This is a genomic window from Bacteroidales bacterium, from assembly GCA_018334875.1.
Taxonomy (GTDB): Bacteria; Bacteroidota; Bacteroidia; order Bacteroidales; family UBA12077; genus JAGXLC01.
This window is the reverse complement of the sequence record JAGXLC010000006.1, coordinates 1-25,855: the sequence shown is the minus strand read 5'-3', so window position 1 is coordinate 25,855 and position 25,855 is coordinate 1. Positions and strand designations below refer to the sequence as shown.

At 40.6% G+C, this 25,855-nt stretch carries 20 protein-coding genes and 1 tRNA gene; 12 read left to right on the top strand and 9 right to left on the bottom strand.

All coding sequences use genetic code 11. The annotated features are described in order from the left end of the window. The first annotated feature begins 77 nt into the window (after window positions 1-77). The 3 genes from KGY70_01130 (at window position 78) to KGY70_01120 (ending at window position 4,569) form a co-directional block, all read left to right on the top strand. Window positions 78-3,434 carry an isoleucine--tRNA ligase gene (locus tag KGY70_01130; GenBank protein MBS3773766.1) on the top strand — a complete coding sequence of 1,119 codons (3,357 nt, stop codon included), beginning with the start codon at window positions 78-80 and terminating at the stop codon, window positions 3,432-3,434. Between the two features lie 51 nt (window positions 3,435-3,485). Then, window positions 3,486-3,863, top strand: coding sequence for a TraR/DksA C4-type zinc finger protein (locus KGY70_01125; protein MBS3773765.1), 378 nt, complete (start codon window positions 3,486-3,488; stop codon window positions 3,861-3,863). A 94-nt stretch (window positions 3,864-3,957) separates the two neighbouring features. After that, window positions 3,958-4,569 (top strand): lipoprotein signal peptidase, encoded by a 612-nt coding sequence (locus KGY70_01120; protein ID MBS3773764.1) that lies wholly within the window; start codon window positions 3,958-3,960, stop codon window positions 4,567-4,569. Window positions 4,570-4,593: 24 nt separating this feature from the next. Here KGY70_01120 and KGY70_01115 read toward each other — a convergent pair whose 3' ends face one another. Further along, window positions 4,594-5,445: an MBL fold metallo-hydrolase gene (locus tag KGY70_01115; GenBank protein MBS3773763.1), complete on the bottom strand. Its 852-nt coding sequence runs from the start codon at window positions 5,443-5,445 to the stop codon at window positions 4,594-4,596. A 332-nt stretch (window positions 5,446-5,777) separates the two neighbouring features. Between KGY70_01115 and KGY70_01110 the strand changes: the two genes are divergently transcribed. From KGY70_01110 to rpsT, 4 genes are all read left to right on the top strand, one after another. Next, complete coding sequence (locus KGY70_01110; GenBank protein ID MBS3773762.1) at window positions 5,778-6,236, top strand: GNAT family N-acetyltransferase; 459 nt, start codon at window positions 5,778-5,780, stop codon at window positions 6,234-6,236. 83 nt (window positions 6,237-6,319) lie between these two features. Beyond that, window positions 6,320-7,417, top strand: a complete 1,098-nt coding sequence (locus KGY70_01105; protein ID MBS3773761.1) for an alanine racemase — start codon at window positions 6,320-6,322, stop codon at window positions 7,415-7,417. A 134-nt stretch (window positions 7,418-7,551) separates the two neighbouring features. Beyond that, window positions 7,552-7,623, top strand: a tRNA-Glu gene (locus tag KGY70_01100). A 34-nt stretch (window positions 7,624-7,657) separates the two neighbouring features. After that, on the top strand, window positions 7,658-7,912 hold the full coding sequence (gene rpsT, locus KGY70_01095; protein ID MBS3773760.1) for a 30S ribosomal protein S20: 255 nt from the start codon (window positions 7,658-7,660) through the stop codon (window positions 7,910-7,912). A gap of 170 nt (window positions 7,913-8,082) precedes the next feature. On the opposite strand, the gene rodA is transcribed toward rpsT, so the two are convergent. Genes rodA through purH form a run of 6 tightly spaced genes read right to left on the bottom strand, consistent with a single transcriptional unit; the run spans window position 8,083 to window position 15,290 of the window. Continuing rightward, the gene (gene rodA / locus KGY70_01090) at window positions 8,083-9,507 is read right to left on the bottom strand and encodes a rod shape-determining protein RodA (GenBank protein MBS3773759.1); all 1,425 of its coding nucleotides are present in this window, start codon (window positions 9,505-9,507) and stop codon (window positions 8,083-8,085) included. Then, entirely contained in the window at window positions 9,491-11,341 is a 1,851-nt protein-coding gene (mrdA, locus tag KGY70_01085; GenBank protein ID MBS3773758.1) for a penicillin-binding protein 2, read from the bottom strand. The genes rodA and mrdA overlap by 17 nt, the downstream gene beginning before the upstream one ends. A gap of 12 nt (window positions 11,342-11,353) precedes the next feature. Next, entirely contained in the window at window positions 11,354-11,857 is a 504-nt protein-coding gene (mreD, locus tag KGY70_01080; GenBank protein MBS3773757.1) for a rod shape-determining protein MreD, read from the bottom strand. After that, on the bottom strand, window positions 11,854-12,681 hold the full coding sequence (mreC, locus tag KGY70_01075) for a rod shape-determining protein MreC (GenBank protein ID MBS3773756.1): 828 nt from the start codon (window positions 12,679-12,681) through the stop codon (window positions 11,854-11,856). The genes mreD and mreC overlap by 4 nt, the downstream gene beginning before the upstream one ends. A gap of 22 nt (window positions 12,682-12,703) precedes the next feature. Next, on the bottom strand, window positions 12,704-13,726 hold the full coding sequence (locus KGY70_01070) for a rod shape-determining protein (protein MBS3773755.1): 1,023 nt from the start codon (window positions 13,724-13,726) through the stop codon (window positions 12,704-12,706). Between the two features lie 37 nt (window positions 13,727-13,763). Beyond that, entirely contained in the window at window positions 13,764-15,290 is a 1,527-nt protein-coding gene (purH, locus tag KGY70_01065) for a bifunctional phosphoribosylaminoimidazolecarboxamide formyltransferase/IMP cyclohydrolase (protein MBS3773754.1), read from the bottom strand. A 328-nt stretch (window positions 15,291-15,618) separates the two neighbouring features. Between purH and KGY70_01060 the strand changes: the two genes are divergently transcribed. Further along, on the top strand, window positions 15,619-16,146 hold the full coding sequence (locus KGY70_01060) for a hypothetical protein (GenBank protein ID MBS3773753.1): 528 nt from the start codon (window positions 15,619-15,621) through the stop codon (window positions 16,144-16,146). 2 nt (window positions 16,147-16,148) lie between these two features. Then, the gene (locus tag KGY70_01055; GenBank protein MBS3773752.1) at window positions 16,149-16,709 is read left to right on the top strand and encodes a PepSY-associated TM helix domain-containing protein; all 561 of its coding nucleotides are present in this window, start codon (window positions 16,149-16,151) and stop codon (window positions 16,707-16,709) included. On the opposite strand, the gene mgtE is transcribed toward KGY70_01055, so the two are convergent. Continuing rightward, on the bottom strand, window positions 16,704-18,062 hold the full coding sequence (gene mgtE / locus KGY70_01050) for a magnesium transporter (GenBank protein MBS3773751.1): 1,359 nt from the start codon (window positions 18,060-18,062) through the stop codon (window positions 16,704-16,706). The genes KGY70_01055 and mgtE overlap by 6 nt on opposite strands. Before the next feature lie 27 nt (window positions 18,063-18,089). Then, window positions 18,090-18,860: a 16S rRNA (adenine(1518)-N(6)/adenine(1519)-N(6))-dimethyltransferase RsmA gene (gene rsmA / locus KGY70_01045; protein ID MBS3773750.1), complete on the bottom strand. Its 771-nt coding sequence runs from the start codon at window positions 18,858-18,860 to the stop codon at window positions 18,090-18,092. A 761-nt stretch (window positions 18,861-19,621) separates the two neighbouring features. On the opposite strand from rsmA, the gene KGY70_01040 reads away from it, so the two are divergent. The 3 genes from KGY70_01040 to KGY70_01030 all read left to right on the top strand — a co-directional run. Further along, complete coding sequence (locus tag KGY70_01040) at window positions 19,622-23,380, top strand: efflux RND transporter permease subunit (protein ID MBS3773749.1); 3,759 nt, start codon at window positions 19,622-19,624, stop codon at window positions 23,378-23,380. Then, window positions 23,377-24,624, top strand: coding sequence for a TolC family protein (locus KGY70_01035; GenBank protein MBS3773748.1), 1,248 nt, complete (start codon window positions 23,377-23,379; stop codon window positions 24,622-24,624). Before KGY70_01040 ends, KGY70_01035 begins: the two co-directional genes overlap by 4 nt. After that, on the top strand, window positions 24,621-25,855 hold a 1,235-nt coding region (locus KGY70_01030), incomplete at its 3' end, for an efflux RND transporter periplasmic adaptor subunit (protein ID MBS3773747.1). The genes KGY70_01035 and KGY70_01030, both read left to right, overlap by 4 nt.

Here is a 25,855-nt window from a genome sequence, read left to right as displayed (position 1 = left end):
TTTATAATTTTATTGTTATACATTTTTAATGAGATCTACTATCTTTGTAGCATTTCAACCAGCAAAAATCTACCTTGATGCGTGAGAAGTTCAAAGAATACGACGGACTGGATTTATCCGAAGTAAATAAGGAGCAATTAACCGAGTGGGAAAAAAACAATACTTTTTATAAGAGTATAGAAACCCGGGAAGAAAATGAATCATTTGTTTTTTATGAAGGACCGCCTTCAGCAAATGGAGTTCCGGGTATCCACCATGTAATGTCAAGGGCCATTAAGGATATTTTTTGCCGGTACAAAACCATGCAAGGCTATCTGGTAAGAAGAAAAGCCGGATGGGATACACATGGACTGCCGGTTGAAATAGGAGTGGAAAAAAAGCTGGGCATTACCAAAGACGATATCGGGGAAAAGATATCCGTCAAGGAATACAACGAAACCTGCCGGAAAGAGGTAATGAAATATAAAGATGTATGGGAAGATTTAACCCGTAAGATGGGTTACTGGATCGACCTGGACAATCCTTATATCACCTATGACAACAAATACATCGAAACCCTGTGGTATTTGCTTAAAAATTTCTATGAAAAGGGATATTTATATAAAGGATATACCATTCAGCCATACTCTCCGGCAGCCGGAACCGGTCTCAGCACCCATGAGCTGAATATGCCCGGCTGCTATAAAACTGTAAAAGACACTTCCATTGTTGCCCAATTTAAAGTCATACCAGATGACAAGTCCGAATGGCTTTTCAAGGATATTGATACCGATTTGTTCTTTCTTGCATGGACAACAACCCCCTGGACGCTTCCCTCCAATACCGCTTTAGGTGTAGGCCCTGACATTCAATATGTAAAGGTAAGAACTTTCAATCAGTACACCTACGAGCCCATTACGGTAATTGTAGCCAAAGAACTTCTTCACAAATATTTTCCTGAAAAACACGCCGACTTAAAGCTTGAAGATTATAAACCTGGAGACAAAAAAGTTCCCTATAAGGTAATCTCTGAATTTCCCGGGACAGATCTGGCAGGCATCAGATATGAACAGCTCATGCCTTATTACCGTCCTGAAAATGGCGATGCTTTTAAAGTGGTGACGGGTGATTTCGTTACAACTGAAGAGGGTACGGGCATTGTGCATCTCGCCCCCAGTTTTGGTGCGGATGATTTCAAAGTTTCCTATGAATATGGGATCGGTTCCCTGACGCTGGTTGACAAACACGGCAAGTTTATCGATGGCATGGGTGAATTCAGCGGCAGATATGTCAAAAACGAATATGATCCCAATCTTGGTGAAGACGATCCTTCTGTTGATGTGGATATTGCCGTTAAACTAAAAAAGGAAAACAGAGCATTCAAAATAGAAAAGTACGAACACACTTATCCGCATTGCTGGCGCACCGACAAACCTATACTTTATTATCCTCTGGATTCCTGGTTTATAAAAACCACAGCAGAAAAAGAGAACCTTCTTGCACACAACAGGACCATTAACTGGAAACCCGAAGCTACAGGGACAGGTCGGTTTGGGAGATGGCTGGAAAATCTGGTGGATTGGAATCTTTCCAGAGATCGCTACTGGGGAACACCATTACCCATCTGGGCTACCGATGACAATAGCGAACGCATCTGTATCGGTTCACTGGCCGAATTGAAAAATGAAATCGACAAGGCTGTGGAAGCCGGATTTATGGAGGATAATCCTCTGAACAATTTCAAAGAAGGAGATTTTTCAAAGGGAAACTATGATCTCTTAGACCTACACAGGCCATTTGTGGATGAAATCATACTCGTTTCGTCCAAAGGAAAGAAAATGTACCGTGAACCTGCACTCATCGATGTTTGGTTCGACAGTGGAGCCATGCCCTATGCTCAGCATCATTATCCTTTCGAAAACAAAGACAATTTTCACAATCTGTTTCCGGCTGATTATATCGCAGAAGGCGTGGATCAGACCCGAGGCTGGTTTTTCACCCTCCATACCATTGCAGTGATGCTTTTTAACTCCGTAGCTTTTAAAAATATTATATCCAATGGCCTGGTCCTTGATAAAGTTGGAAATAAAATGTCCAAACGCCTGGGCAATGTGGTAGATCCCTTTGATGCAATTGAAGAGCATGGCTCCGACCCTCTGAGATGGTATATGATTACCAATGCTCAGCCCTGGGACAACCTTAAATTCGATATGGAAGGCCTCACAGAAGTGAAAAGAAAATTCTTCGGAACACTCTTCAATACCTATTCATTTTTCTCTCTTTATGCCAATATCGATGGTTTTCAGTACGCCGAAGAAGAGATTCCCCTGAACGAAAGGCCGGAAATTGATCAGTGGATTATATCCCTTCTCAACTCCCTGGTCAAAGATGTGGAACAATATTACGAGGATTATGAACCCACCAGGGCAGGGAGATCCATTCAGTTCTTCGTTACTGAAAACCTCAGTAACTGGTATGTACGATTGAATCGTAAGCGTTTTTGGGGCGGTGATTACTCCAAAGAGAAAATCTCTGCCTATCAGACGCTTTATAAATGTCTGGAAACCATAACCCGGCTAATGGCACCGATCGCTCCTTTCTATGCAGACAAAATGTTTAAAGATCTCAATCGGGTTACCGGTCTTAATAATGAAGATTCCGTGCACTTAACCAGATTTCCTCAATTCAGCGAGAAACAGATCAACAAAAATCTGGAGGAAAAAATGGATATTGCGCAGCGAATCTCCTCAATGGTTCTTTCCCTCCGAAGGAAAGTCAATATTAAGGTGCGACAGCCGCTGAACAAAATTCTTCTGCCCGTTTTCAGTGATGATTTCAAACAAAAATTTGAGGCCGTTAAAAACTTGGTTCTCACCGAAGTGAATGTTAAGCATGTGGAATATATCAGCGATACCTCCGAGCTGTTGACCAAAAAAGTGAAACCCAACTTTAAGAAACTCGGCCCGAAATACGGAAAGCTGATGAAACAAATTACTGAGGCCATGAATAACATGAAGCAGGAAGAGATCATACAACTGGAAAAAGAAGGGAAATACGAGCTCGATATGGACGGCCAAACCATTCCTTTAACCCTGGATGATGTGGAAATAACCTCCGAAGATATTCCGGGCTGGTTGGTTACCACGGACGGAGAGTTAACTGTGGCTCTGGATATTACAATAACAGAAGAACTCAAACAGGAAGGCATCGCCAGAGAGTTTGTCAATAGAATCCAAAACCTGCGGAAAGATAAAAATTTCAAAGTAACGGACAAGATCGAAATCCGTATACAAAGCAATGATCAAATTGACAAAGCCATTGAAAAACATAAAGATTATATTGGCAATCAAACACTTGCAGAATCAGTGGCGCTTGTTGATTCTTTGGACGATAATGCCGATCGAATTGATATTGACCAAGATGTAAAAACCTTGATAAAAATAGAAAAAGTATAAGTATGAATTAAAAAAAATCTTATATTAGCGAATTACTAAAAATTTTAAGCCATGGACGAAAAGACCAGATATACTGACGAAGAGTTGGCTGAATTCAAAGAAATTATCTTGCAAAAACTTGAAAAAGCCCAAAAAGATTATGAGCTTCTAAAAGCAGCCATTACTCACAGCGAGAGCAATGATACGGAAGATACTTCCCCAACATTCAAAGTACTGGAAGAGGGTGCCACCACACTTTCACGGGAAGAAGCCGGAAATTTGGCTCAGAGACAACTCAAATTTATTCAGCACCTGAAAGCTGCGCTCATACGTATTGAAAACAAAACGTATGGGGTGTGCAGGAAAACAGGGAAGCTCATCGCAAAAGAAAGATTAAGAGCTGTCCCTCATGCTACGCTCAGCATTGAGGCTAAGCAGCAACAGAGTTAAAAACAATTAAAAATATAGAACATAAAAGAATGATGGGTCTTTAATGACCGATCATTTTTTTATTTTTGTCACCCTTATTGTTTATCTGTCATCTATGGAAAAGTCTACAAAAGCCCTGATCATAGTATTCACTGTTCTCATTATTGATCAAGTCCTTAAGATCTGGATAAAAACCAATATGATGCTGGGACAGGAATATCAAATATTTGGAGATTGGTTTATTATCCACTTTACGGAAAACAACGGAATGGCTTTTGGATTGGAATTCTGGGGCAAAAAAGGAAAAATCTTTTTAACCCTGTTCAGAATAGCCGCAGTAATTGGTATAGGGTGGTACCTGGTACACCTTATCAGAGATAACAAACCCACCGGACTAATAGTCAGTGTATCACTAATCATGGCAGGGGCTATTGGAAACATTATAGACAGTGTTATATACGGTGAAATCTTCAACCACAGCTACAATCAGGTGGCCGAATTTTTACCCGAATCGGGTGGATATTCATCCCCCTTACACGGAAAAGTAGTGGATATGCTCTATTTTCCCATCATTAAAGGCCATTACCCGGAATGGTTCCCGTTTAATGCGGGTCAACAATTCATCTTTTTCAGGCCGGTCTTCAACATTGCCGATTCAGCCATCACCATTGGTGTGATCTCCATACTGGTATTTCAAAAGAAATTTTTCAAACATTATGAGGGCTAAGTGCTTCCTCTGAAGCTAAAACAGTCATTTTCCTTTCAGCCATTCATCAAGCAAAAAGGTATTGTTAGCACGTATCCCTCTTTCTGTTTTTTTCAGATCACAACATTCATAATACACATCATGCTGAAAAAAGAGAATGTAATTGTTTTCATATACCTCTTTCAAATGATCGGATTTCTCCTTAATGGTATCCAGTTGAAAAAGATCATAAGCCATATTGAATAGCAGAGGTATATGGGCCAGGGTAGGTATCAAATCGGCTGTATATATAATTTTTTTATTTCCGTACTGAACCACAGGTATCATTTGCCCTACCGTATGTCCGTTTACCAGTCGTACCTCCAGTCCGGGAAGAATCTCCGTACCGTCTGTAACAGTCCTTAAAATGCCTAACTGTTGTATAGGCAAAATATTTTCCTGCAAAAAAGCATCCCGCTCCCTTATATTGGGTTTAATTGCCCAATTCCACTGGTCCCTGCTGACCCAAACGGTGGCATTGGGAAAAACAGGTTCATATTTTTCTCCGTTTTCAGATAATTTAATGGTTCCGCCACAATGATCCGCATGTAAGTGAGTAAGCACCACATCGGTAATATCCTCCACGGATACATCCGCTTTTGCCAGGCCTCCTTCAAGTCCGTCTCCACCATTCAAGTGAAGATGGCTGAAAAATTTTTCGTCCTGTTTGTCACCCCATCCTGTGTCAATCAGAATGTTTCTGTCCTTTGTCTTTATCAATAATGAACGGAGAGCCAAATTGATGAGATTATATTCATCGGCGGGATATTTCTTGTTCCAGATGGATTTGGGCACCACCCCAAACATGACCCCTCCATCTACTTTAAAATTGGCAATGTGTACAGAAAATAATTCCATAATGTATTCAGTTTTTACGTGGAAGAAATATCCAATCCGTCATTTGTTAATGTAATTTGTTGTTGTATATTTGACCCCGATCATTCAGAATAATTCTGACAGCAAATATAATTATTACAAAGCAATTACCCGGAATGTTTATTTCACTGTAAATAACATAAAGGATAATTTTCCTTTATCACAAATGCCATGCAAATTGACTTCACAAGTCTCTCTAATCACAAATTATCATAAAAATCTTTATTAAAATCAAAACCTTTATTCCGGGAGTTTTCATAAATTTACCGGAATCCAGGTAAATATTTTTATCATTATTTTTAAATACATATAACATGAGCCAATTAGATATTCAAGAAATCAGAACCCCCGCCGATCTGGGTGAATTAACCAAACAACAGTTTGTTGATTTTCTGCATGACCATCTTGACCGTTTTGGAGATTCAAAATCGGCCATTAACAAAGCTATAGACTATGCCTTTTCAGAAGCAGAAGGTAAAGGTGGATTTTTACTGGCCGCCTATTACAACAATGATCTCGCAGGAGCATTGGTAATGAACAAAACAGGCATGAGTGAATATGTGCCTGAAAATATACTGGTTTATGTGGCAGTAAATTCGAAATACAGAGGAAAAGGTTTGGGTGGTGAAATCATTAAAAAATCTTTTGAGTTGGCGCAGGGAGACATAAAATTGCATGTGGAATATGACAATCCTGCAAAACGCCTCTATGAAAAGCTGGGAATGAAAACAAAATACGCTGAAATGCGACTGGAGAAAAAGAAAAAGCATTAGTGTAACAAACCTTTAAAAGCATTTTTCTAAATCCTGATACGGATGAACAGGAATGTATCCTATCAGGTTAAAATACAAATAAAATGGCAGAATTGGTTGTAAAAACAGACAACATCATAAAAAACATTCAAAAATTAGACGCATATCTTAAAAACAGGAATATTCAATGGAGCCTCGTTAGCAAAGTACTATCCGGTGATGTAAAATTCCTGGAAAAAATATTGATTCCTGATGTAGTAGAAAGGGTTCATTCAATAGGAGATTCCAGACTATCAAGCCTTAAAAACATCAAAAAAGTCAATCCCGATATAAGAACCATCTACATAAAACCTCCGGCAAAGCAGTTGGTAAAACAATTGGTAACCTGTGCAGATATTTCAGTTAATACCAACGTTGAAACGATCAAAGCCCTTAACAGAGAAGCCAAAAAACAAAAAAAAATCCATAAAATAATCATATTTATTGAGCTTGGAGAATTACGGGAAGGGGTCTTAAGGGAAAATATAGTAAACTTTTATGAAGAGGTATTCAATCTGTCCAACATTGAAATCATCGGCATAGGTTCCAACCTCGGATGTATGTACGGAATTGAACCAACTTATGACAAACTGGTACAGTTAAGTCTTTTCAAACAATTACTGGAAGAAACGTTCAATAAAAAAATCGATCTGATTTCCGGCGGTAGTTCGATCACCCTACCTCTGATCAAGCAAAATCTGGTTCCGGATTCAATTAATCATTTCAGAATTGGGGAAGCGGCTTTTTTCGGTACAAGCCCGCTGGATGACAAACGGTTCAATTCTCTGAGCACGAATACATTTACTTTCAATGCCAATATACTTGAAATGGAAGAAAAGAGGAATGTACCCGACGGCATTGTGGGAGAGGGAAATATAGGACATGTGGTACAACCTGATGAAATGGACGAATCCGGCAAACACTACCGGGCTATCCTTGATTTTGGTCTACTGGATGTAGATGTGAACGATCTTACAGCCAAAGATGAAAACATCAATTTTATAGGTACCACTTCAGATATGACGGTATACGACCTTGGGAAAAATCTCAACTCCAAGCTTAAACAGAAATACCAGGTAGGCAATAAAGTCTTTTTTAAACCAAATTATATGGCCGTAGCGAGATGTATGAATTCAAAATTTGTGGACCTGGAAATCAAATAAGAGCTATATTGATCACTAATAGAAGTTTTTTGCGATGACGACCAATTAAAAAATCAATTTTTTAATGTTTTATTTGCAAAAAAAATAAAAAGATTTAGCTTTGCGTCATCAAATCAATAAGGTCATTGATATCCGGTCCGTTCGTCTAGGGGTTAGGACGCCAGGTTTTCATCCTGGTAACAGGGGTTCGATTCCCCTACGGACTGCTAAGTATTATTAATATAATAAAGGTAAAAAAACATGCCAACTCATAAGTCTGCAGAAAAAAGAGTGAGACAAGACCAGAAGAAGAAGCTGCATAATAAGTATTATGCCAAGTCGATGCGTACTGCAGTTAAAAAATTAAGAAACACCACTGATAAAGAGAAAGCTCAGGAGCAGCTTCCGAGGGTATTATCTATGTTGGATAAACTTGCCAAAAAGAATATTATTCATAAAAATAAAGCTGCCAACTTAAAATCGAAGCTTACCAAACACTTAAATTCACTGGGTTAATAAATATGTAAGCGGAACATTACATTAACAACCGGCCTGCTTTTCAGGCCGGTTTTTTTATTTCCGGAATTTAGTTGTACGGCGGGAATTTTTCTCGCCACTCATTTTCACGCAATAGTACCTTGACCGGTCAAATTCTTGTTTTTTTGGCAAAACTTGCCCGGTAAGTACTATCTCATTTCTTTCAACCGGCTAACATCAAGCCGCAGAAAAATAAACAGCAATATGGTGAAAGCCCACAGCGAAGAGCCACCATAACTTATAAAAGGAAGGGGTATACCAATCACCGGTACCAGCCCGATGGTCATACCAATATTGATCAAAAAATGAAAAAAGATGACGGATATTGCTCCGTATCCATATATGCGGCTAAACACAGATTTTTGTCTTTCAGCCAAAAAAATCAGGCGAAGCAAAAGCATCACAAAAAGTACGATCATCGCAAAAGATCCGACAAAACCCCACTCTTCTCCAATTGTACAAAAAATAAAATCGGTACTTTGTTCCGGTACAAAATCGTATTTGGTTTGCGTGCCATTCAGGAATCCTTTACCTTTAAGTCCGCCTGAACCAATGGCAATTTTCGATTGGTTGACATTATATCCTGAGCCCAATGGATCGGATTCCAGTCCCAATAACTGATTGATGCGTGTTTGCTGGTGAGGTCGCAAAAAATTGCTGAATACATGATCTACCGAATAAGTTACACCTATTGAACCAAAAACAAATATCAACACCAGAAAAAAGCGGGGTATTTTGTACCAAAAGGAAATGACCAGATAAAAGAGGCTGGAAAATACGAGGGCTCCAAGTATGATGAAGTAGAGGGGTAGCTCCCATTGCAAATAATAATCGGTACCATAAAAAATACCTCCTGCAAACCCCAGAACAAGGGCCGATGAAAGTACATATTTAACTTTTTTTGTAAGTATCCATAACATGATAATGGCAATACCTATGGATCCGAATATTATTGTTAATTTCTCAAGTACAAGGGCCAGTACGAATAAAGCAATTACATAAATTCCTAAAAGAAGTACACCCATCGATAAACCTTGCCGGTAAAGCACCAGGATAAAGGCTCCAAAAACAAGGGCGGATCCGGTATCTCCCTGAAAAAGAACCAGGGCTGCCGGGGTTAAAATAATCAAAGCCACTGTAGAATAGCTCTTAAAACGGTTCAATTGAACATTATAGGAACTCAAATATCTTGCCAGTGCAAGAGATGTGGTGACCTTTGCAAATTCTGAAGGCTGGAACCTTACATTACCTATTTCAAACCATGCTCTGGTGCCGTGAACTGCATCCCCAAAAAGGATAACAGCAATAAGCAAAAAGAGGATGAGAAAATGGAAAAAATAGGAAAAAAAGGAGTAAAAATTACTATCCACCACCATCAGCAGAAAAGCGATGAATAAAGCAGCAAAAATCCATACCATTTGTTTGCCATATCGCTGGGAGATATCCATTATACTTTGATGTTCTTCAGTATATACGGCAGAATAAATATTCAGCCATCCGATAGTCACCAAAAGCAGATAAAGCAATACGGTAAACCAATCAATATTTCTCCAGATATTAATCCTTCTCTTCATCATCTTCTTTTGGATTAAGCAAATTTGCTTCTAAAACATAATCTTCCCACCACTTGACCGAAATTTCACGTTGCAGGTATTTTTCAATCATCAGTTTGGCAACAGGCGCTGCCCAGGTTGCGCCAAAACCTCCGTTTTCTATGTACACGGCCAGTGCAATCTTAGGATCCTCTTTGGGAGCAAAGGCTATAAAAATAGAATGATCTTTGCCATGGGGATTTTCTGCAGTACCCGTCTTCCCACAGACCGTAATATCTTCTATTGAAGCAGTACGGGCAGTGCTTCCGGTTCCGGGTTCTCCGTTAACAGCCAGATCCATGCCTTCAATTACCGGCTCAAAATTAACAGAATCAATTAATGATTGATGCTTCTCTCTGAAACGGGAGTCAATTGTCTGTTCTCCCTCAATCTGCTTGATTACGTGCGGGGTGTAATACCCCCCCCTGTTGGCAATAAGGCTGGTCATATTAGCAAGCTGAAGTGTGGTTATTCCCAGCTCACCCTGCCCAATAGCCAGAGAAATCACATTCAAGTATTTCCACCTGTTCTCTCCATAATATCGGTTATAATAATTCACAGAGGGCAGAAACCCGGAAGCCTCATTGGGAAGATCGGTATTCAGCTTTTGTCCCAATCCCAGGGATTCCAAATACCGTTTCCAGTTCGTAAATGCAGAAGAAACATTATCAAACTCGGGATCCTGTAAGATTCTTTTGAATACATTGGCATAATAAGCATTACAGGACACCTTAATTGATCCTACCAAATCCTGTGGAGAAGGATGATTGTGGCATCCCATAAAAAAATTGCCGACCCGGAATCCTCCATGGCACTCATAAGTGGTTCCCCTGTTCACAACATCTTCTTCCTGGCCAATTAAAGCATTAACAACTTTAAAAGTAGAGCCGGGCGGATAACGTGCCATTAATGCCCTGTTAAATAAAGGATTTAAAGTATCGGAATCCAGCTTTTTAAAATTTTTGCTTCTCTGGCGACCGACCAACAAGCCGGGGTCATAAGAAGGAGTAGAAATAGAAGCCAGAATTTCACCTGTTTTGGGTTCAATGGCCACAATACTTCCGACCTTATTGTGCATTAGCTTTTCTCCGTATTGTTGAAGCTCCATGTCTACAGTTGTGGTAAGATCGCTTCCCGCCTCGGCTTCCTGATCAAACATGCCATCTCTATAAGAACCCTTGATCCTGTTATGGACGTCCACCAAATACACTTTCATCCCTTTCTGTCCGCGCAATGCTTCTTCGTATGATTCTTCAATTCCGCTGACTCCAACATAATCCCCTGATTTATAATAATCATTGGTATCCACAAGCCTGTCGCTCACCTCACCAATGTAACCAAGCAAATGAGCTGCACCTTCATAATTATACCGTCGTAAAGTTCGGGGCTGAACAAAAAAGCCGGGGAACTTATATAATTGTTCCTGCAGTTTGGCGTATGTTTCAGAAGAAACAAGCTTAAGAAAAACAGAAGGTTTAAAATTGGAATAATCTTTGGCCTCTTTCAGTTTTTTGATCAGATAAGCTCGATCAATATCCAAAATATTACAAAATTCTGTGGTATCAAAAGCCTCCAAATGCTGTGGGGTAACCATAATGTCATATGCCGCCTGATTGTATACAAGCAATTCCCCGTTACGGTCATAAATTAATCCCCTGGCCGGATACTGGGTAATTTGACGGACTACATTATTGTCGGCCGAAAGTTGATAAGACTGATCTACAGCTTGAATAAAAAATAACCTGACAAGGAAAATAAGGGCGGTAATTACAACGATCACCCCAATAATATTTCGTCTGATAGCGTATGTATCCAAAGTTCACCCTACTTATTTTTTGATAAACACCTTAATGATCAATATAAAAATTAAAGACAACAACCCGCTTAATAATGCCCTGCTCAAAGTGTGGAAAAAGTTGTCCAGTTTAAACATTTCTATATAGAATAAAAACAAATGATGGGCCAGAATTAGTATGCTGCTGTACTTAAAATACCAGTTCAACCCATAATCCCTGACAGAGGGATAGGTATCAGGCTCATACCCGTCTCTGGGTTCAAGAGTACCCAGTACCATTGGTCGCAAAAAGGCCATAAAAACACAAGCCGAAGTATGCATTCCCACGGTGTGACTAAACAAATCAATGGTCAAACCTAAAAGAAAACCCAACACCAGCAACCCCCATTTGGGCGTTTCAAAAGGTAAACTTAACAGAAACAAAACATATATATAAGGATTTAAATATCCTCCCAGTTGTATATTATTCATTAACAGTACCTGAACAAGGACCAAAATCACAAATGTCAGTATATATCTGGGAAGATAATTAATCATTGGGTTGTAAATTCATTTTCCAGTTCCTTCTTTTCCTCTTTCAACAAATTTTCTACGATATAAACATGATCTAGTTTTTTAAAATCGGTAGATAATTCCACGGTCAATTCCAGAAAACGCCCTCCTTTTTCCTCATATTCTTCTACAAATCCCACCAGGATGCCTTCCGGGAAAATGGCCGAATAGCCACTTGTGACCACCGTATCGCCTTCATTCACCTGTGCATGCAGGGGAATATCCTGAAGGATCCCATACCTGTAATCCTGGCCGGTCCAGCTAAATGAACCATAATATCCGCTGTTTTTCAATTTGGCACTGATATTCAACTCACTGTTCAACAAAGATATAACGGAAGAAAAATGTTCCGAGACGCCTCTGACTACCCCTACAATTCCATTAGGGGATGCCACTCCCATTTCCGGTTTAACCCCTGCTGCTTCTCCTTTATCCAGTGTAAGATGGTTGTGCTGCTTGTTGATTGAATTGTTAAGAACAGTAGCCCGGATATAAAAATATTGCTGGTCATAGGTAGTATCGATCTTCTTTTTGAAGGTATCCACCTTAGTATTCATATTTTTTGCAATAAAATTTCTCAGGTACACATTCTCTTCTTTAAGCTTTTTATTCTTTTCCCTTAAATTGAGATATTGCTCAATCTTCATGGTTTGATCATAGAACCTTCCCTTAATATTCCTTGCAAAACTTACAAAACTTGTGTTCTGATAATTGTTATTCTGGATCAGCAAGGTAATGGCCAAGGCCTCAAGGAGAATAAAAAGCAATATAAAATTATACCGCTGTAAGAATCTCAACAGACTCTGCATAACTCAAAACTCTTCATAAACACTAACGCATCAGGAATGTAAAATTTTCCACATTTTTCAGAGCGATACCTGTTCCCCGGGCTACTGCGTGAAGCGGATCATCTGCAACGTTAAACTTAATACCGATTTTATCAGTAAGCCGTTTATCCAGCCCTCTCATCAGGGCTCCACCACCGGTAAGGAAAATACCTTCATTGACAATATCTCCATACAGTTCGGGAGGTGTTTGCTCTAATACACTCAAAACGGCTGCTTCAATTTTATGGATGGATTTATCCAGGCAGTGGGCAATCTCTTGATAGGATATGGGAATCTCGACCGGCATGGCTGTCATCAGGTTCGGACCTCTTACCACAAAATCTTCAGGTGGATTCTCAAGATCCGTCAAAGTGGAGCCAACCTTGATCTTAATATCTTCCGCTGTTCGCTCACCGATTTTAATGTTGTGCTGGTGTCGCATATAAGATTGGATATCAGAAGTAAAACTGTCTCCAGCAACCCGTATGGACTTATTACACACAATGCCACCTAAAGCAATAACCGCCACTTCCGTGGTACCTCCGCCAATGTCCACAACCATGCTCCCCGATGGTTCTTCAACGTCAATACCCATTCCTATAGCTGCTGCCATGGGTTCATAGATCAAATATACATCGCGTCCTCCTGCATGTTCGGAACTGTCTCGGACAGCCCGGATTTCAACCTCTGTGCTGCCGGAAGGAATACAGACTACCATGCGAAGGGTAGGGGCAAAAAATTGTGTCTTTCGGTTAACCATCTTGATCATCCCGCGGATCATCTGCTCTGCGGCATTAAAGTCGGCAATAACCCCGTCTTTCAAGGGACGTACAGTTTTTATGTTCATGTGGGTTTTCCCGTGCATCTGCCGGGCCTTTTCACCGATGGCAACCAATTTACCTGTACTCTGTTCAATTGCTACAATGGAGGGTTCATCTACTACAACTTTGTCATTATAGATAATTATGGTATTGGCTGTTCCCAGATCAATTGCATATTCCTGGGTGAATAAAGAAAATAATCCCATTTTAATAATGTGGTTTGTATCGTTTTTTAATTATTTATTAGTGTCGAAAATGTCTTACATTAGTAAATACCATTGAAATCCCTTTTTGGTTACAAAAATCAATAGATTCCTGATCCCTTTTTGATCCACCTGGCTGTATTACAGATTGTATGCCTTCTTTTTGGGCCATTTCCACCGAATCTTTAAAGGGAAAAAAGGCATCTGAAGCCATGACTGCCCCATTCAGATTGAAGCCAAAGCCCTTTGCTTTCTCAATGGCCTGTCTCAGTGCATCAACACGTGAAGTTTGACCCATACCGCTTCCGCATAGCTGATTGTCTTTGGCCAGCACAATAGCATTGGATTTGGTATGCTTAACTATATTATTGGCAAAAAGAAGATCTTCCACTTCTTTCTCAGCCGGGGCCTTCTCTGTAACTGTTTTAATATCTGTTTTATATTCTGTTCTGATATCCTTATCCTGAACTATAACACCGTTAAGCAACGACCGGTATTGCTGTTTTGGAAGAAAGGAACTTTTTTGAACCAGAATTATCCGGTTCTTTTTCTGCTTCAATATTTCAAGTGCATCATCCTCATAGGACGGGGCGATGATCACTTCGAAAAACAGTTTGTTGATCTCTTTTGCCACATTGCCATCCACCATAGAATTGGTAACCAAAATGCCTCCGAAAGCGGAGACCGGATCACCTGCAAGGGCGGCTTTCCAGGCCTCTGTTAAATCATCCCTTAAAGCAAGACCACACGGATTGTTGTGTTTGATAATGGCAAAAGTCTTGGGTTCAAAATCCTCGATCAAATGGATGGCTGCATCAATATCTATCAGGTTATTGTATGAGATCTGTTTCCCATGTAACTGATCGAACAGATTATCTAATTCTCCAAAGAATACCCCACGCTGATGAGGATTTTCACCATAACGTAGTTCCGTGGCACTCCTAAAGCTTTGCTTAAATGTATTTTTATTGAATTCCCGGTTGAAATGGTTAAAAATAACCGTATCGTAATGGGAGGAAACATTAAAAGCTTCCAAAGCAAAGTTTTTCCTCTCTTCTATACCCGTTTCGCCTTGGTTTTCTTCAAGAATATGAATGAGATCATCATAATATTCTTCAGAAGGAATGACCAGAATATCCTTATAATTTTTTGCTGCTGCCCTTATAAGGGAAATGCCTCCGATATCGATTTTTTCAATGATCTCCTGCTCGCTTGGCTGCTGTGTCAGAGTTTGCTCAAAAGGATATAAATCGACCACTACCAGATCAATCTCAGGAATTTGATATTCCTCCATTTCCTGATTGTCCTGAGTGGAATCCCGTCTTGCCAAAATTCCCCCAAAGATTTTCGGATGCAGGGTTTTAACCCTTCCGGAAAGAATTGAAGGATAATCTGTAATGTCTTCCACCGATGTAGCTTCAAATCCCATGCTTTGAATATATTTTTGCGTACCTCCGGTAGAATAAATCCTGATATTAAGATCACTCAGTTTTTGAATGATCGCTCCAAGTTTGTCTTTGTTATAAACCGAAATTAATGCGGATTGAATCTTTTTTACTTGCGTCATTTTCAAACTTTTATTTGTGGGACAAATTTACCAAAATAAATCTAAATTCCTTACCTCAAAAATATGATTTCGCTCTGTAATCACTAAAAAATTTGAGTTTTTTATTATTTATATAATTTTTTATTCCTAATTTATGAGGCAAAATTATATAAAGGTCATGATCTTTTTCAATTATTTTTATCTTTGAAAACTGTCTCATGAATTTTGCCACAGTACCTTACCGGGCAAGTTTTGCCAAAAAATGCAAGAATTTGACCGGTAAGGTACTAATTTTGAAATGGATTATTTTCATAATACAAGGATAAATGAAATCAAAAAGCACTCAAATATGAAACAATACAATTTAATTGTTTTCTCTCTTATTTTCATCATCTCCGGTTGTATCAACAATCCCCCGGATAATAAAGCAGGTGGCGAACCTATTTCGGAAATATTACCGGTCAACCGGGTAATGGAAACACCCGAAAAATATTTAGGCAACCAAATCACAGCAAAAGGGATGGTTACCCATGTATGCAGACATGGAGGGAAAAGGCTTCATCTTTCAACCTCCGGATCGGACGTAAAACTACGGGTTAGAACCGGAGAAAATGTATCCCCGTTTGAAAGATCACTGGAAGGAAACACAATCAGGATAAGTGGAAAACTTACAGAAGAAAGGTTTGACCAGGGTTATATTGAAAAGCTACGTAAAAACAAAAAGGAATCCAAGGAATCTGAACACCACAATTTATCCGGTTCAGAAGAAGGAGTTTCTCAGGCCTACATCAATGAACTGGAGCAAAAGATTGAAAATTCTGAAAAGGGTTACATCTCAGAATACTGGCTGACGGCGGGAAAGGTGACCAAAGAGTAAGCATGAACTGGAGAAAACTTAACAGGATATTACACAGAGACTTTGGCTATTTCTTCTTTGGATTAACCATAATCTACGCTTTATCAGGGATAGCTCTAAATCATCTGGATGACTGGAATCCGAGCTATGTGATAACCCGTGAAAATATAACACTGGAATCGCTACCGGAAAGTAAAACTGAAATAGACCGGGCAAAAGCTATGGAGATTGCCGGGACATTCGATGAAAAGAATAATTTTAAAAACTATTATTTCCCTGAACCCAGCAAGCTAAAAATCTTTATTGAAGATGGCAGTATAGATGTAAATCTTGATACCGGGGAAGGAACAATTGAAAAGTCAGAAAGAAGGCCTGTGTTCTACCAGATCAATTATCTGCATTACAATCCCGGGAAGTGGTGGACTTGGTTTTCCGATATTTATGCTGCCGGACTCATCATCATAGCTGTCACCGGATTATTCATTCTTAAAGGCAAAAAAGGCATCAAAGGGAGAGGGGCCTGGCTTACGACACTGGGCATCCTTATACCCATTATATTTCTTTTTCTTTACAATCAACTATAGGATTCCATAAAGGGCTCTGCCAATCATCAGATAGAGGAAAAGCCCCATAATGTCATTCACAGTAGTAATAAAAGGGCCTGTAGCCAAAGCTGGATCTATCTTAAACTTGTCCAGTAGCAATGGAACAAAGGTTCCGAAAATCGAGGCGAAAATAATCCCCGAAAACAGGGCCGCACTTACCGTTACAGTCAGGGCAAAAGAATCGTGAGTAAATATGTTGTAGACAAAAATGAGTATAGATAATATGAGTCCGTTAATGGAAGCCACAGCAAGCTCTTTAAGCAACTTCCCTCCTATGCCCCCAACCCCCAGTGATTTATCAGCCAACGACTGAACAATAATCGAAGAGGACTGAACCCCCACATTCCCGCACATTGCAGCGATCAAAGGCAGAAAAGCTGCCATTTCCGGGTAAATACGAAGATCTTCCTCATAGTTACCAATAATTATGGCTCCTAAAATACCTCCCAATAAGCCTATGAACAACCAGGGTATTCTCGCCCGCGTATGTTGAAGAGCAGTATCAGAAGGTTCTACATCTTCAGTTATACCGGAGATCAACTGGTAATCTCTCTCTGCTTCCTCACGGATCACATCCACAACATCGTCGATCGTAATCCGGCCCACCAAACGACCCAACGGATCAACAACAGGCAAAGCCACAAGGTCATACTTATCCATAACATTGGCTACTCCCTCGGAAGGTGTATCCGTTTTAACCGATATCACTTCGGTATTGAGGATATCCCTGATCTTGGCAGTACTCGGGGTAAGAAGCAACTTTTTCAGTGACAGGGTGCCTTTCAGTTTGTTATCGTCATCCACTACATATACATAATATACCTCGTTGATGTTTTCAGCCTGCTTTCGCATCTCTTTCAGGCAGGTGGTAATATTCCAGTTTTCATTGACAGAGATCAGCTCTTTCGCCATCAGGCCACCTGCCGAATTTTCATCGTAATTCAGCAAATCAACAATATCACCTGCCTGCTCCAGATCCTCAACATAACTCAGCACTTCCTCCCGCTTATCTTCTGATAATTCTCCCAAAACGTCAGCAGCGTCATCCGAATCCAGTTTATCGATAAATTGTTTGGCAATTACATCACCGGGAAGTACTTCCAGAAACCTTTTTCGGTCATCCTGTTCAAGTTCAACCAAGACATCCGCTGCCTTGTCGCTTTCCAGCATAATATGAATAAAACGAGCTTCCTCCATGTTAAGCTCGTTATAAATTTCTGCAATATCAGCGGAGTGAAGATCCTCTATCATCTTATAGGCTCCCTCCTCATCCTGATTGGCTATACGCTCTCTCAACTCGTCCAGATATTCCTTTGTCAGTTCGAAATTCATTGTTTGAGCCATCTTAATAATTCCAATTTATTCCTGCGATAATTTTTTCGTAATTTCAACGAAATCTTTTACATCCAATTGTTCAGGCCTTTTCCTGAAACGTTCGTCATTAACGCTCAAATTTAATAAAAAGGGTTTTAACGAATTCCCTAAAATCTTCCTTCTTTGATTAAAACTTTCTTTAACCACACGAAAAAACAAATCCTCATCGCACTCAAGCCGGCGGGTCTCATTCCTTTTGAGCCGGATCACCGCAGATCGCACTTTGGGGGGAGGAGTAAAAGATTGGGAACCCACCGGGAAAAGGATTTTGGTATTATAAAAAGCCTGAAGCAGCACACTCAATTTACCGTAGGTCTTTGAACCGGGTGGCGCAACAATACGATCGGCCACCTCTTTTTGCAACATACCCATAATCAATGGAATACTGTTGCGCTGTTCCAATACCTTGAATAAAATCTGACTGGAGATATTATAGGGAAAATTACCGATCAATGACACAGGTGATGTAAAATACGCTCTAAAATTCATCTTCAGAAAATCCTGCCGGATCAGTCGTTCCCCCAGTTCAGGATGGACTTTGAGCAAGTAATCAACCGATTCCCGGTCAATTTCAACGGCATAAAGCTGATCTCCGAAATGCTCCAGCAAAAAATCCGTTAGCACTCCTTTCCCCGGCCCTAGTTCCAGAACTGTAGAGGTTACGGTTTCTTTTCTAAAAGCCTCAACGATTTTGCGGGCTATATTTTTGTCCCATAAAAAATGCTGCCCCAGATTTTTCTTGGGTCTTACCGACATATATAATGATTTTAGCAGAATAAAGATCTAAAAAATACCCGAAAAAACCGGAATAAAAAAAACTCAAACAAACTGTTAATTTATAATAGAACATTTTTTGTTCTAAAAATTTTACAAATACAACAAAAAATTTTGAAAATCTTTTTACCATCATCATATGTTTATACTGTAAGCATTCAAAAATTAGATATCATAATATGATAAAAAATCTGGGAAATATATTGCTTAGCATGATTGTGCTTTGCGCAACCACTGGTTTGGCGGTCAACAAACATTACTCAAATGGGGAGTTGTTTTCGGCTTCACTATACTTGAACCCTGAAATCTGCTGTCAAAACGAAGATTTCTGCTACTACTGCCATGAAGAAACCGAAGTATTTAAAATCACCGATTTCTTCCGCAATTCCTCAAAACAAAATCTTAATACTGACCATATCGATCCCATCAGGAAAACGGATGTTTCACAAATGTTTTATCCGGTTTCACCGATCTTTAAAAACATAACTCACAAGCTAAAGCATCCCCGGAACAATTATTCTATCACAAAATTCCTGCAGGTTTTTATCCTTTGACAATCTTAATTGCACCTTTCCTGCATTCTCCATTTCCTGACAAACATAGATGGTTCTCTTACTGCTCGACCATTTATAATGTATCACTGAAATTCAGTTGATAAAGATAAATGGAGAAATTAAACAAAATTTATTTTAAAATGTACGAGACATTGTACTTGATATCAACAGAATCAAAAAACTAAAGCAATGCTTAATAAAATTATTAAATATTTTCTGGAAAACAGGCTTATCACCATCCTCTTATTAGTACTTCTGCTGGGGTGGGGTTTTATTGTTTCCCCATTCGAATGGAAAAGTGATATTTTACCCAACGATCCGGTGCCGGTGGATGCCATTCCCAACCTGGGGGAAAACCAACAGATTGTATTCACCAAATGGTCAGGCCGCTCACCGCAAGATATTGAAGATCAAATTACTTACCCGCTTACCACCTCACTGATGGGTATACCGGGTGTCAAAACCATCCGAAGTTCTTCCATGTTCGGCTTTTCAAGCATCTATATAATATTTGAGGATGACGTAGATTTTTACTGGAGCCGGACCCGGATACTGGAAAAGTTAAATTCTTTGCCTCAAGATCTCTTGCCTGATGGTGTTCAGCCCTCACTGGGACCAGATGCTACTGCATTGGGCCAGATCTACTGGTACACACTGGAAGGAAGGGATAAAAACGGTAATCCCGCCGGAGGCTGGGACCCGCATGAACTACGCTCCATTCAGGACTACTATGTTAAATATGCACTTTCATCCTCAAAGGGCGTATCAGAGGTGGCTTCCATTGGAGGATATGTGAAGGAATACCAGGTTGATGTGCGTCCTGCGGCAATGAAATCGTATGACATCAACTTAATGGACATCATGAAAAGCGTTAAAAATTCAAACCTGGACATTGGTGCCCGAACGCTGGAAATCAACAATGCCGAATATCTTGTGCGGGGACTCGGTTATATAGAAAACCTGGAGGACCTGGAAAATACTGTTGTAAAGGCTTATGAGCATACCCCCGTCAGAATAAAAGACGTGGCTGAGGTGAAATTCGGTCCGGCTCCCCGCCGGGGGATTCTGGATAAATCAGGAGCTGAAGCCGTGGGTGGTGTAGTAGTTTCACGTGACGGAGCCAACCCCATGCAGGTAATTCAAAACGTGAAGGATAAAATCCAGGAAGTAGAAGAAGGACTTCCTTCCAAAACGTTAGAAGATGGCACCACATCAAGTGTGAAGATCGTACCCTTTTATGACCGCACAGAATTGATCCAGGAAACCATTGGAACACTTGAAGAAGCATTAAGTCTTGAAATTCTTATCACAATCATTGTAGTAATTATCATGGTAATGAACTTAAGGGCATCGGTGTTAATATCCGGTGTACTGCCAATAGCTGTAGTGATCTCTTTCATTGCCATGAAATACATGGATGTAACAGCCAATATCGTAGCATTATCCGGTATTGCCATTGCCATTGGAACCATGGTTGATATGGCGATCGTGCTGGTGGAAAACATCGTCAAACATTTAGACAAAGCAGACCCTGAAGAGCCCAAACTTCAGGTAGTTTACAGGGGAACCACCGAAGTGGCATCTGCTGTAGTAACCGCCGTTTTGACAACCATAATTAGTTTTGTGCCGGTATTCACAATGGAAGGAGCTGAGGGAAAGCTTTTCATCCCGCTGGCATATACCAAAACGTTCGCACTGGCTGCAGCAATCATCGTATCGATACTTATCATTCCTACACTGGCATATCTTTTCTTCTCCATTAAAATTAAATCGAATCAGATCCGTAAATTCATTAACGGTTTAATTGTGGCAGGCGGATTATTTATAGCAATCCAATATGTTGTATGGGCTGGAGCGATTATCATGCTTTTCGGAATGATTAATCTGGCAGGTTTACTGCTGAAAGAAGGTCAGAAGAAATATACCACGTGGGCTACCAATGCGCTTGCGGTAATCACCGTATCTTTCATACTGGCCCGGGAATGGCTGCCTCTGAGTCCGGAAAAATCATTATTTACGAATATATTCTTTATTTTATTGATCATAGGGCTCCTTCTTGGCCTTTTTGTGCTGATCCTTAAGTACTATCCCAAAATCCTGAACTGGAGTTTAAGAAACAAGGGTGCTTTCCTTTCTATTCCGGGTTTCATTTTGATTCTGGGTTTTGTGATCTGGATGGGTTTCAACTCCATCTTTGGATTCATTGCCAAAAGTTTTGATAAGGCAGATATGAACATCCGGACTACCCAGGTATGGAGCACCCTGACCCACGCATTTCCCGGAGTAGGAAAGGAATTTATGCCGGCTCTTGATGAGGGATCGTTCCTGCTTATGCCAACCTCTATGCCTCATTCGGGTATCGAAGAGAACAAGAAAATACTGAAGCATTTGGATATGGCGGTTTCTGCCATCCCGGAGGTCAAATCCGTTGTAGGTAAAGCAGGTCGGGTAGAATCCGCACTGGATCCTGCACCCTTATCGATGTTTGAAAACATCATCAATTACAAATCCGAATATGTTACAGATGAGGATGGACATCGAATGCGTTTCCGCGTGGATAACGAAGGCAATTTTCTGAGAGATTCAGAAGGAAATCTGATCCCGGATGATAACGGCAAATATTTTCGTCAATGGCGCGACCACATTCAGTCGCCAGATGACATCTGGGATGAGATAGTAAAGGTGTCAAAATATCCTGGTGTGACTTCTGCTCCTAAGCTCCAGCCTATTGAAGCGAGGTTGGTTATGTTGCAAACGGGAATGAAAGCACCCATGGGCATTAAAGTCTCCGGCCCCGATCTGCAAACCATAGATGATTTCGGGATGAGACTGGAAGAATACCTACAGCAAGTGCCAAGCATTAAGAGTCAATCGGTATTTGCTGACCGGGTTGTAGGGAAACCCTATCTGGAGCTCGATCTTGACCGAAAGCGAATGGCACGTTATGGCTTGTCAGTCAATGAAGTTCAAAATTACCTGGAAGTTGCCGTGGGTGGTATGAAACTCACAAATACAGTTGAGGGGCGGGAACGATACCCGGTACGGGTACGTTACCCCCGCGAGCTAAGAGAAAACCCTGAAGCATTGAAAGAAATTCTTATCCCCGCAAGCAATGGAGCACAAATACCTCTTAATGAAGTAGCAGATATAAAATACAGAAAAGGTCCACAAGCCATTAAAAGTGAAAACACATTTCTGATCAGTTACGTGATTTTCGATAAACAAGAGGGTCATGCTGAAGTGGAAGTGGTGAACGAAGCCCAACAGTTCCTCAACAACAAAATAGAAAACGGAGAACTTGAGGTACCGGAGGGGGTAAGCTATACCTTCACCGGGAATTATGAAAATCAAGTGAGGGCAGAGAAGCGCCTTTCATTTGTAGTACCTTTGGTAATGGTCATCATCTTTCTGATTCTTTACATGCTGTTCCGTTCGGTGCCAACAACGCTGATGATTTTCTCAGGAATAGCCATCGCCTTTGCCGGAGGATTTCTGATGATATGGCTGTACGGCCAGGGTTGGTTTATGAATATTGAAGTGTTTGGCACCAACATGAGAAACCTGTTCCAGATGAAAACTGTAAATCTGAGTATTGCGGTATGGGTAGGTTTTATCGCCTTATTCGGCATAGCCACTGATAATGGCGTAGTGATGGGCAGCAATTTGAAGCAGGTTTTCGAGAAAAACAAGCCGGAGGATGTGAAGGGAATCCGTTCGGCGGTGCTGGAAGCAGGAAAACAAAGAATCCGGCCCACACTGATGACCACTGCAACTACACTGCTGGCCCTGCTTCCCATTCTATCATCTTCGGGACGGGGATCAGATGTAATGATTCCAATGGCTATTCCAACCTTCGGAGGCATGTCCATACAGGTCATTACACTATTTGTGGTGCCTGTACTTTACTCAAAATGGAAAGAATCAAAACTTAAAAAAGCCGCATTATGAAAGCAATATACAAACATACCATCCTCCTGATCATGGTTCACCTTTTTCTATCAGGGATAATACAGGGTCAAACCCTTAACGAATATCTGAAAGAAGCGGGAGAAAATCATCCGGAATTACAGGCAGCCTATCATGAGTATCATGCTGCTCTTGAAAAAGTACCCCAGGTTGGAGCATTACCTGACCCAAAGCTTGGTTTCGGCTATTTTATCAGTCCAATAGAAACACGGCTGGGGCCACAACAGCTAAAAATTTCGGTCTCCCAGATGTTTCCGTGGTTCGGAACTTTAAAGGAGCAGGAAAAAGCGGCGGCTGAGAAAGCCAGGATACAGTATCAGCAGTTTGTGAATCTGAAAAACCAGATATATCAGGAGGTCAAAAGCCAGTGGTATGAACTGTATAAAACACAACAAGCCCTTCATATCATAAAAGAAAATCTCGGGATATTAAATTCTTTGAAGAATTTAAGCAGAAGAAACTACGAGACAGGAAAAAGCCAGATGGCAGACGTTTTACGTACCGAAGTGAACATCAGGGAGCAGAAAAACAAGTTGGAAGATCTGAAAGAGAAACTGTCTACTCAAAAGACGGAGTTCAATTTATTGTTGAACCGTTCCGAAAGTGACTCTATAAGAGTACCCGGGAACATTCAACCTGATACATTCGATACTATGGCCTATCGTGATTCAATAAGGAATAATCCAGGACTGACAGCCCTTAGTCATAAAAAAACAGCACTGGAACATCAGTATGAAGCAGACCGAAAAAAGGGTTATCCAAACCTCTCTTTGGGATTAGACTACGCTATTATCGGAAAAAGGCAGGATATGCAGGTTAATAATAGTGGGCGCGACGTAGTTATGCCTATGGTAGGGATATCGCTACCCCTGAACCGAAAGAAATACGACGCTATGAAAAAGGAAACCAGTTTGAAACTTCAGGCCGTCCAATCCGAACAACAGGATCGGCTGAATACCCTTTCTGCCCGGTATAAAAAGGCAGAAGAAAAATATCTGGATGCAATCAGGAAAGTAGATCTGTACAAAAAACAAATCGAAGAAACCGAAAAAATATATCGCTTGCTGAAAACAAATTATTCAACCGACGGTGAGAATTTTTTCGAGCTGCTTCGCACACAATTGATGGTACAAGAGTATAAACTCAAACTCCGGCAGGCTATAGCCAATCAGAATATAGCCGTATCAAAGCTTGAATATTTAACCAATCAAAATCAAACACAATGAAACGTAAAAATATAAAAAGAAACGAACTGATCAGAGGCGGGTTGTTGCTTGCAGCCGGCATTCTGCTTGGAGCCCTTATCTTCAGTTCATCGGGAAAATCAAAACAATTCGAGGAAAACAGGGAACATACACATGCACAAAGTGATACAGCGCAAGAAGCTGGGGAAGACAATACAACCTGGACCTGTTCTATGCATCCACAGGTACGTCAGGATGAACCGGGCAACTGTCCGATATGCGGAATGGAACTGATTCCGGCTGAAGAATCTGATGCCGATCAGGATCCTGCCGAGTTGAAAATGACAGAGGAGGCCATTAAACTGGCGGACGTGCAAACAACCCGGGTAAGGAAAAAAGTTCCCCAAAAAGAGATACGGCTCACCGGAAAAATTAACGTGGATCAACGGAGGATATACACGCAACCCAGTCATTTTCCCGGAAGAATTGAAAAACTGTACCTTAATTTCAAAGGAGAATATGTGCAGGAGGGGCAAACCATAGCATCAGTTTATTCACCCGAATTAATCTCAGCCCAGGAAGAATTGCTGGAAGCGATACAATCCGGGAAAACAAACCCTCAGCTTTTAGAGGCTGCCAGAGCAAAATTAAGACAATGGAAGCTAAATGAAGACCAAATAGCTGCCATTGAAGAAAAGGGAGAAATTACAGAACGCATGGAAATAAAAGCCAGTGCAAGCGGCATCGTCCATAAAAAAATGGTTAATGAAGGGGATTATATAAATAAAGGTTCCGTGCTTTATCACATTGCCAAAATTGATACGGTATGGATTATGTTTGATGCTTATCAGGAAGATGTTCCACTCATAGAGCAAGGGGATCAGATTGAGTTTACAGTATCCGGCATTCCGGGGGAAACCTTTAACTCCACGGTCAATTTTATAGACCCCCTGATGGATGAAAAATCCCGGGTAGCAAGGGTTAGAGCCGAAACAAATAACAGGAATGGATTGTTTAAACCCGGGATGTTTGTTGAAGGCGTTATGACTTCAGGCAACCTGGGTTCCGGTGAAGAGCTGACCGTCCCATCCAGTTCAGTAATGTGGACAGGAAAACGTTCGGTGGTCTATATAAAAATTCCAAACCGCGAAGAACCCACTTATACACTGCGCGAAGTGGTACTGGGGGCATCGCTTGGGGAAGAATACATCGTGAAAAAAGGACTGGAGGAAAATGAAGAAGTAGTAACGCATGGAACATTTGCAGTGGATGC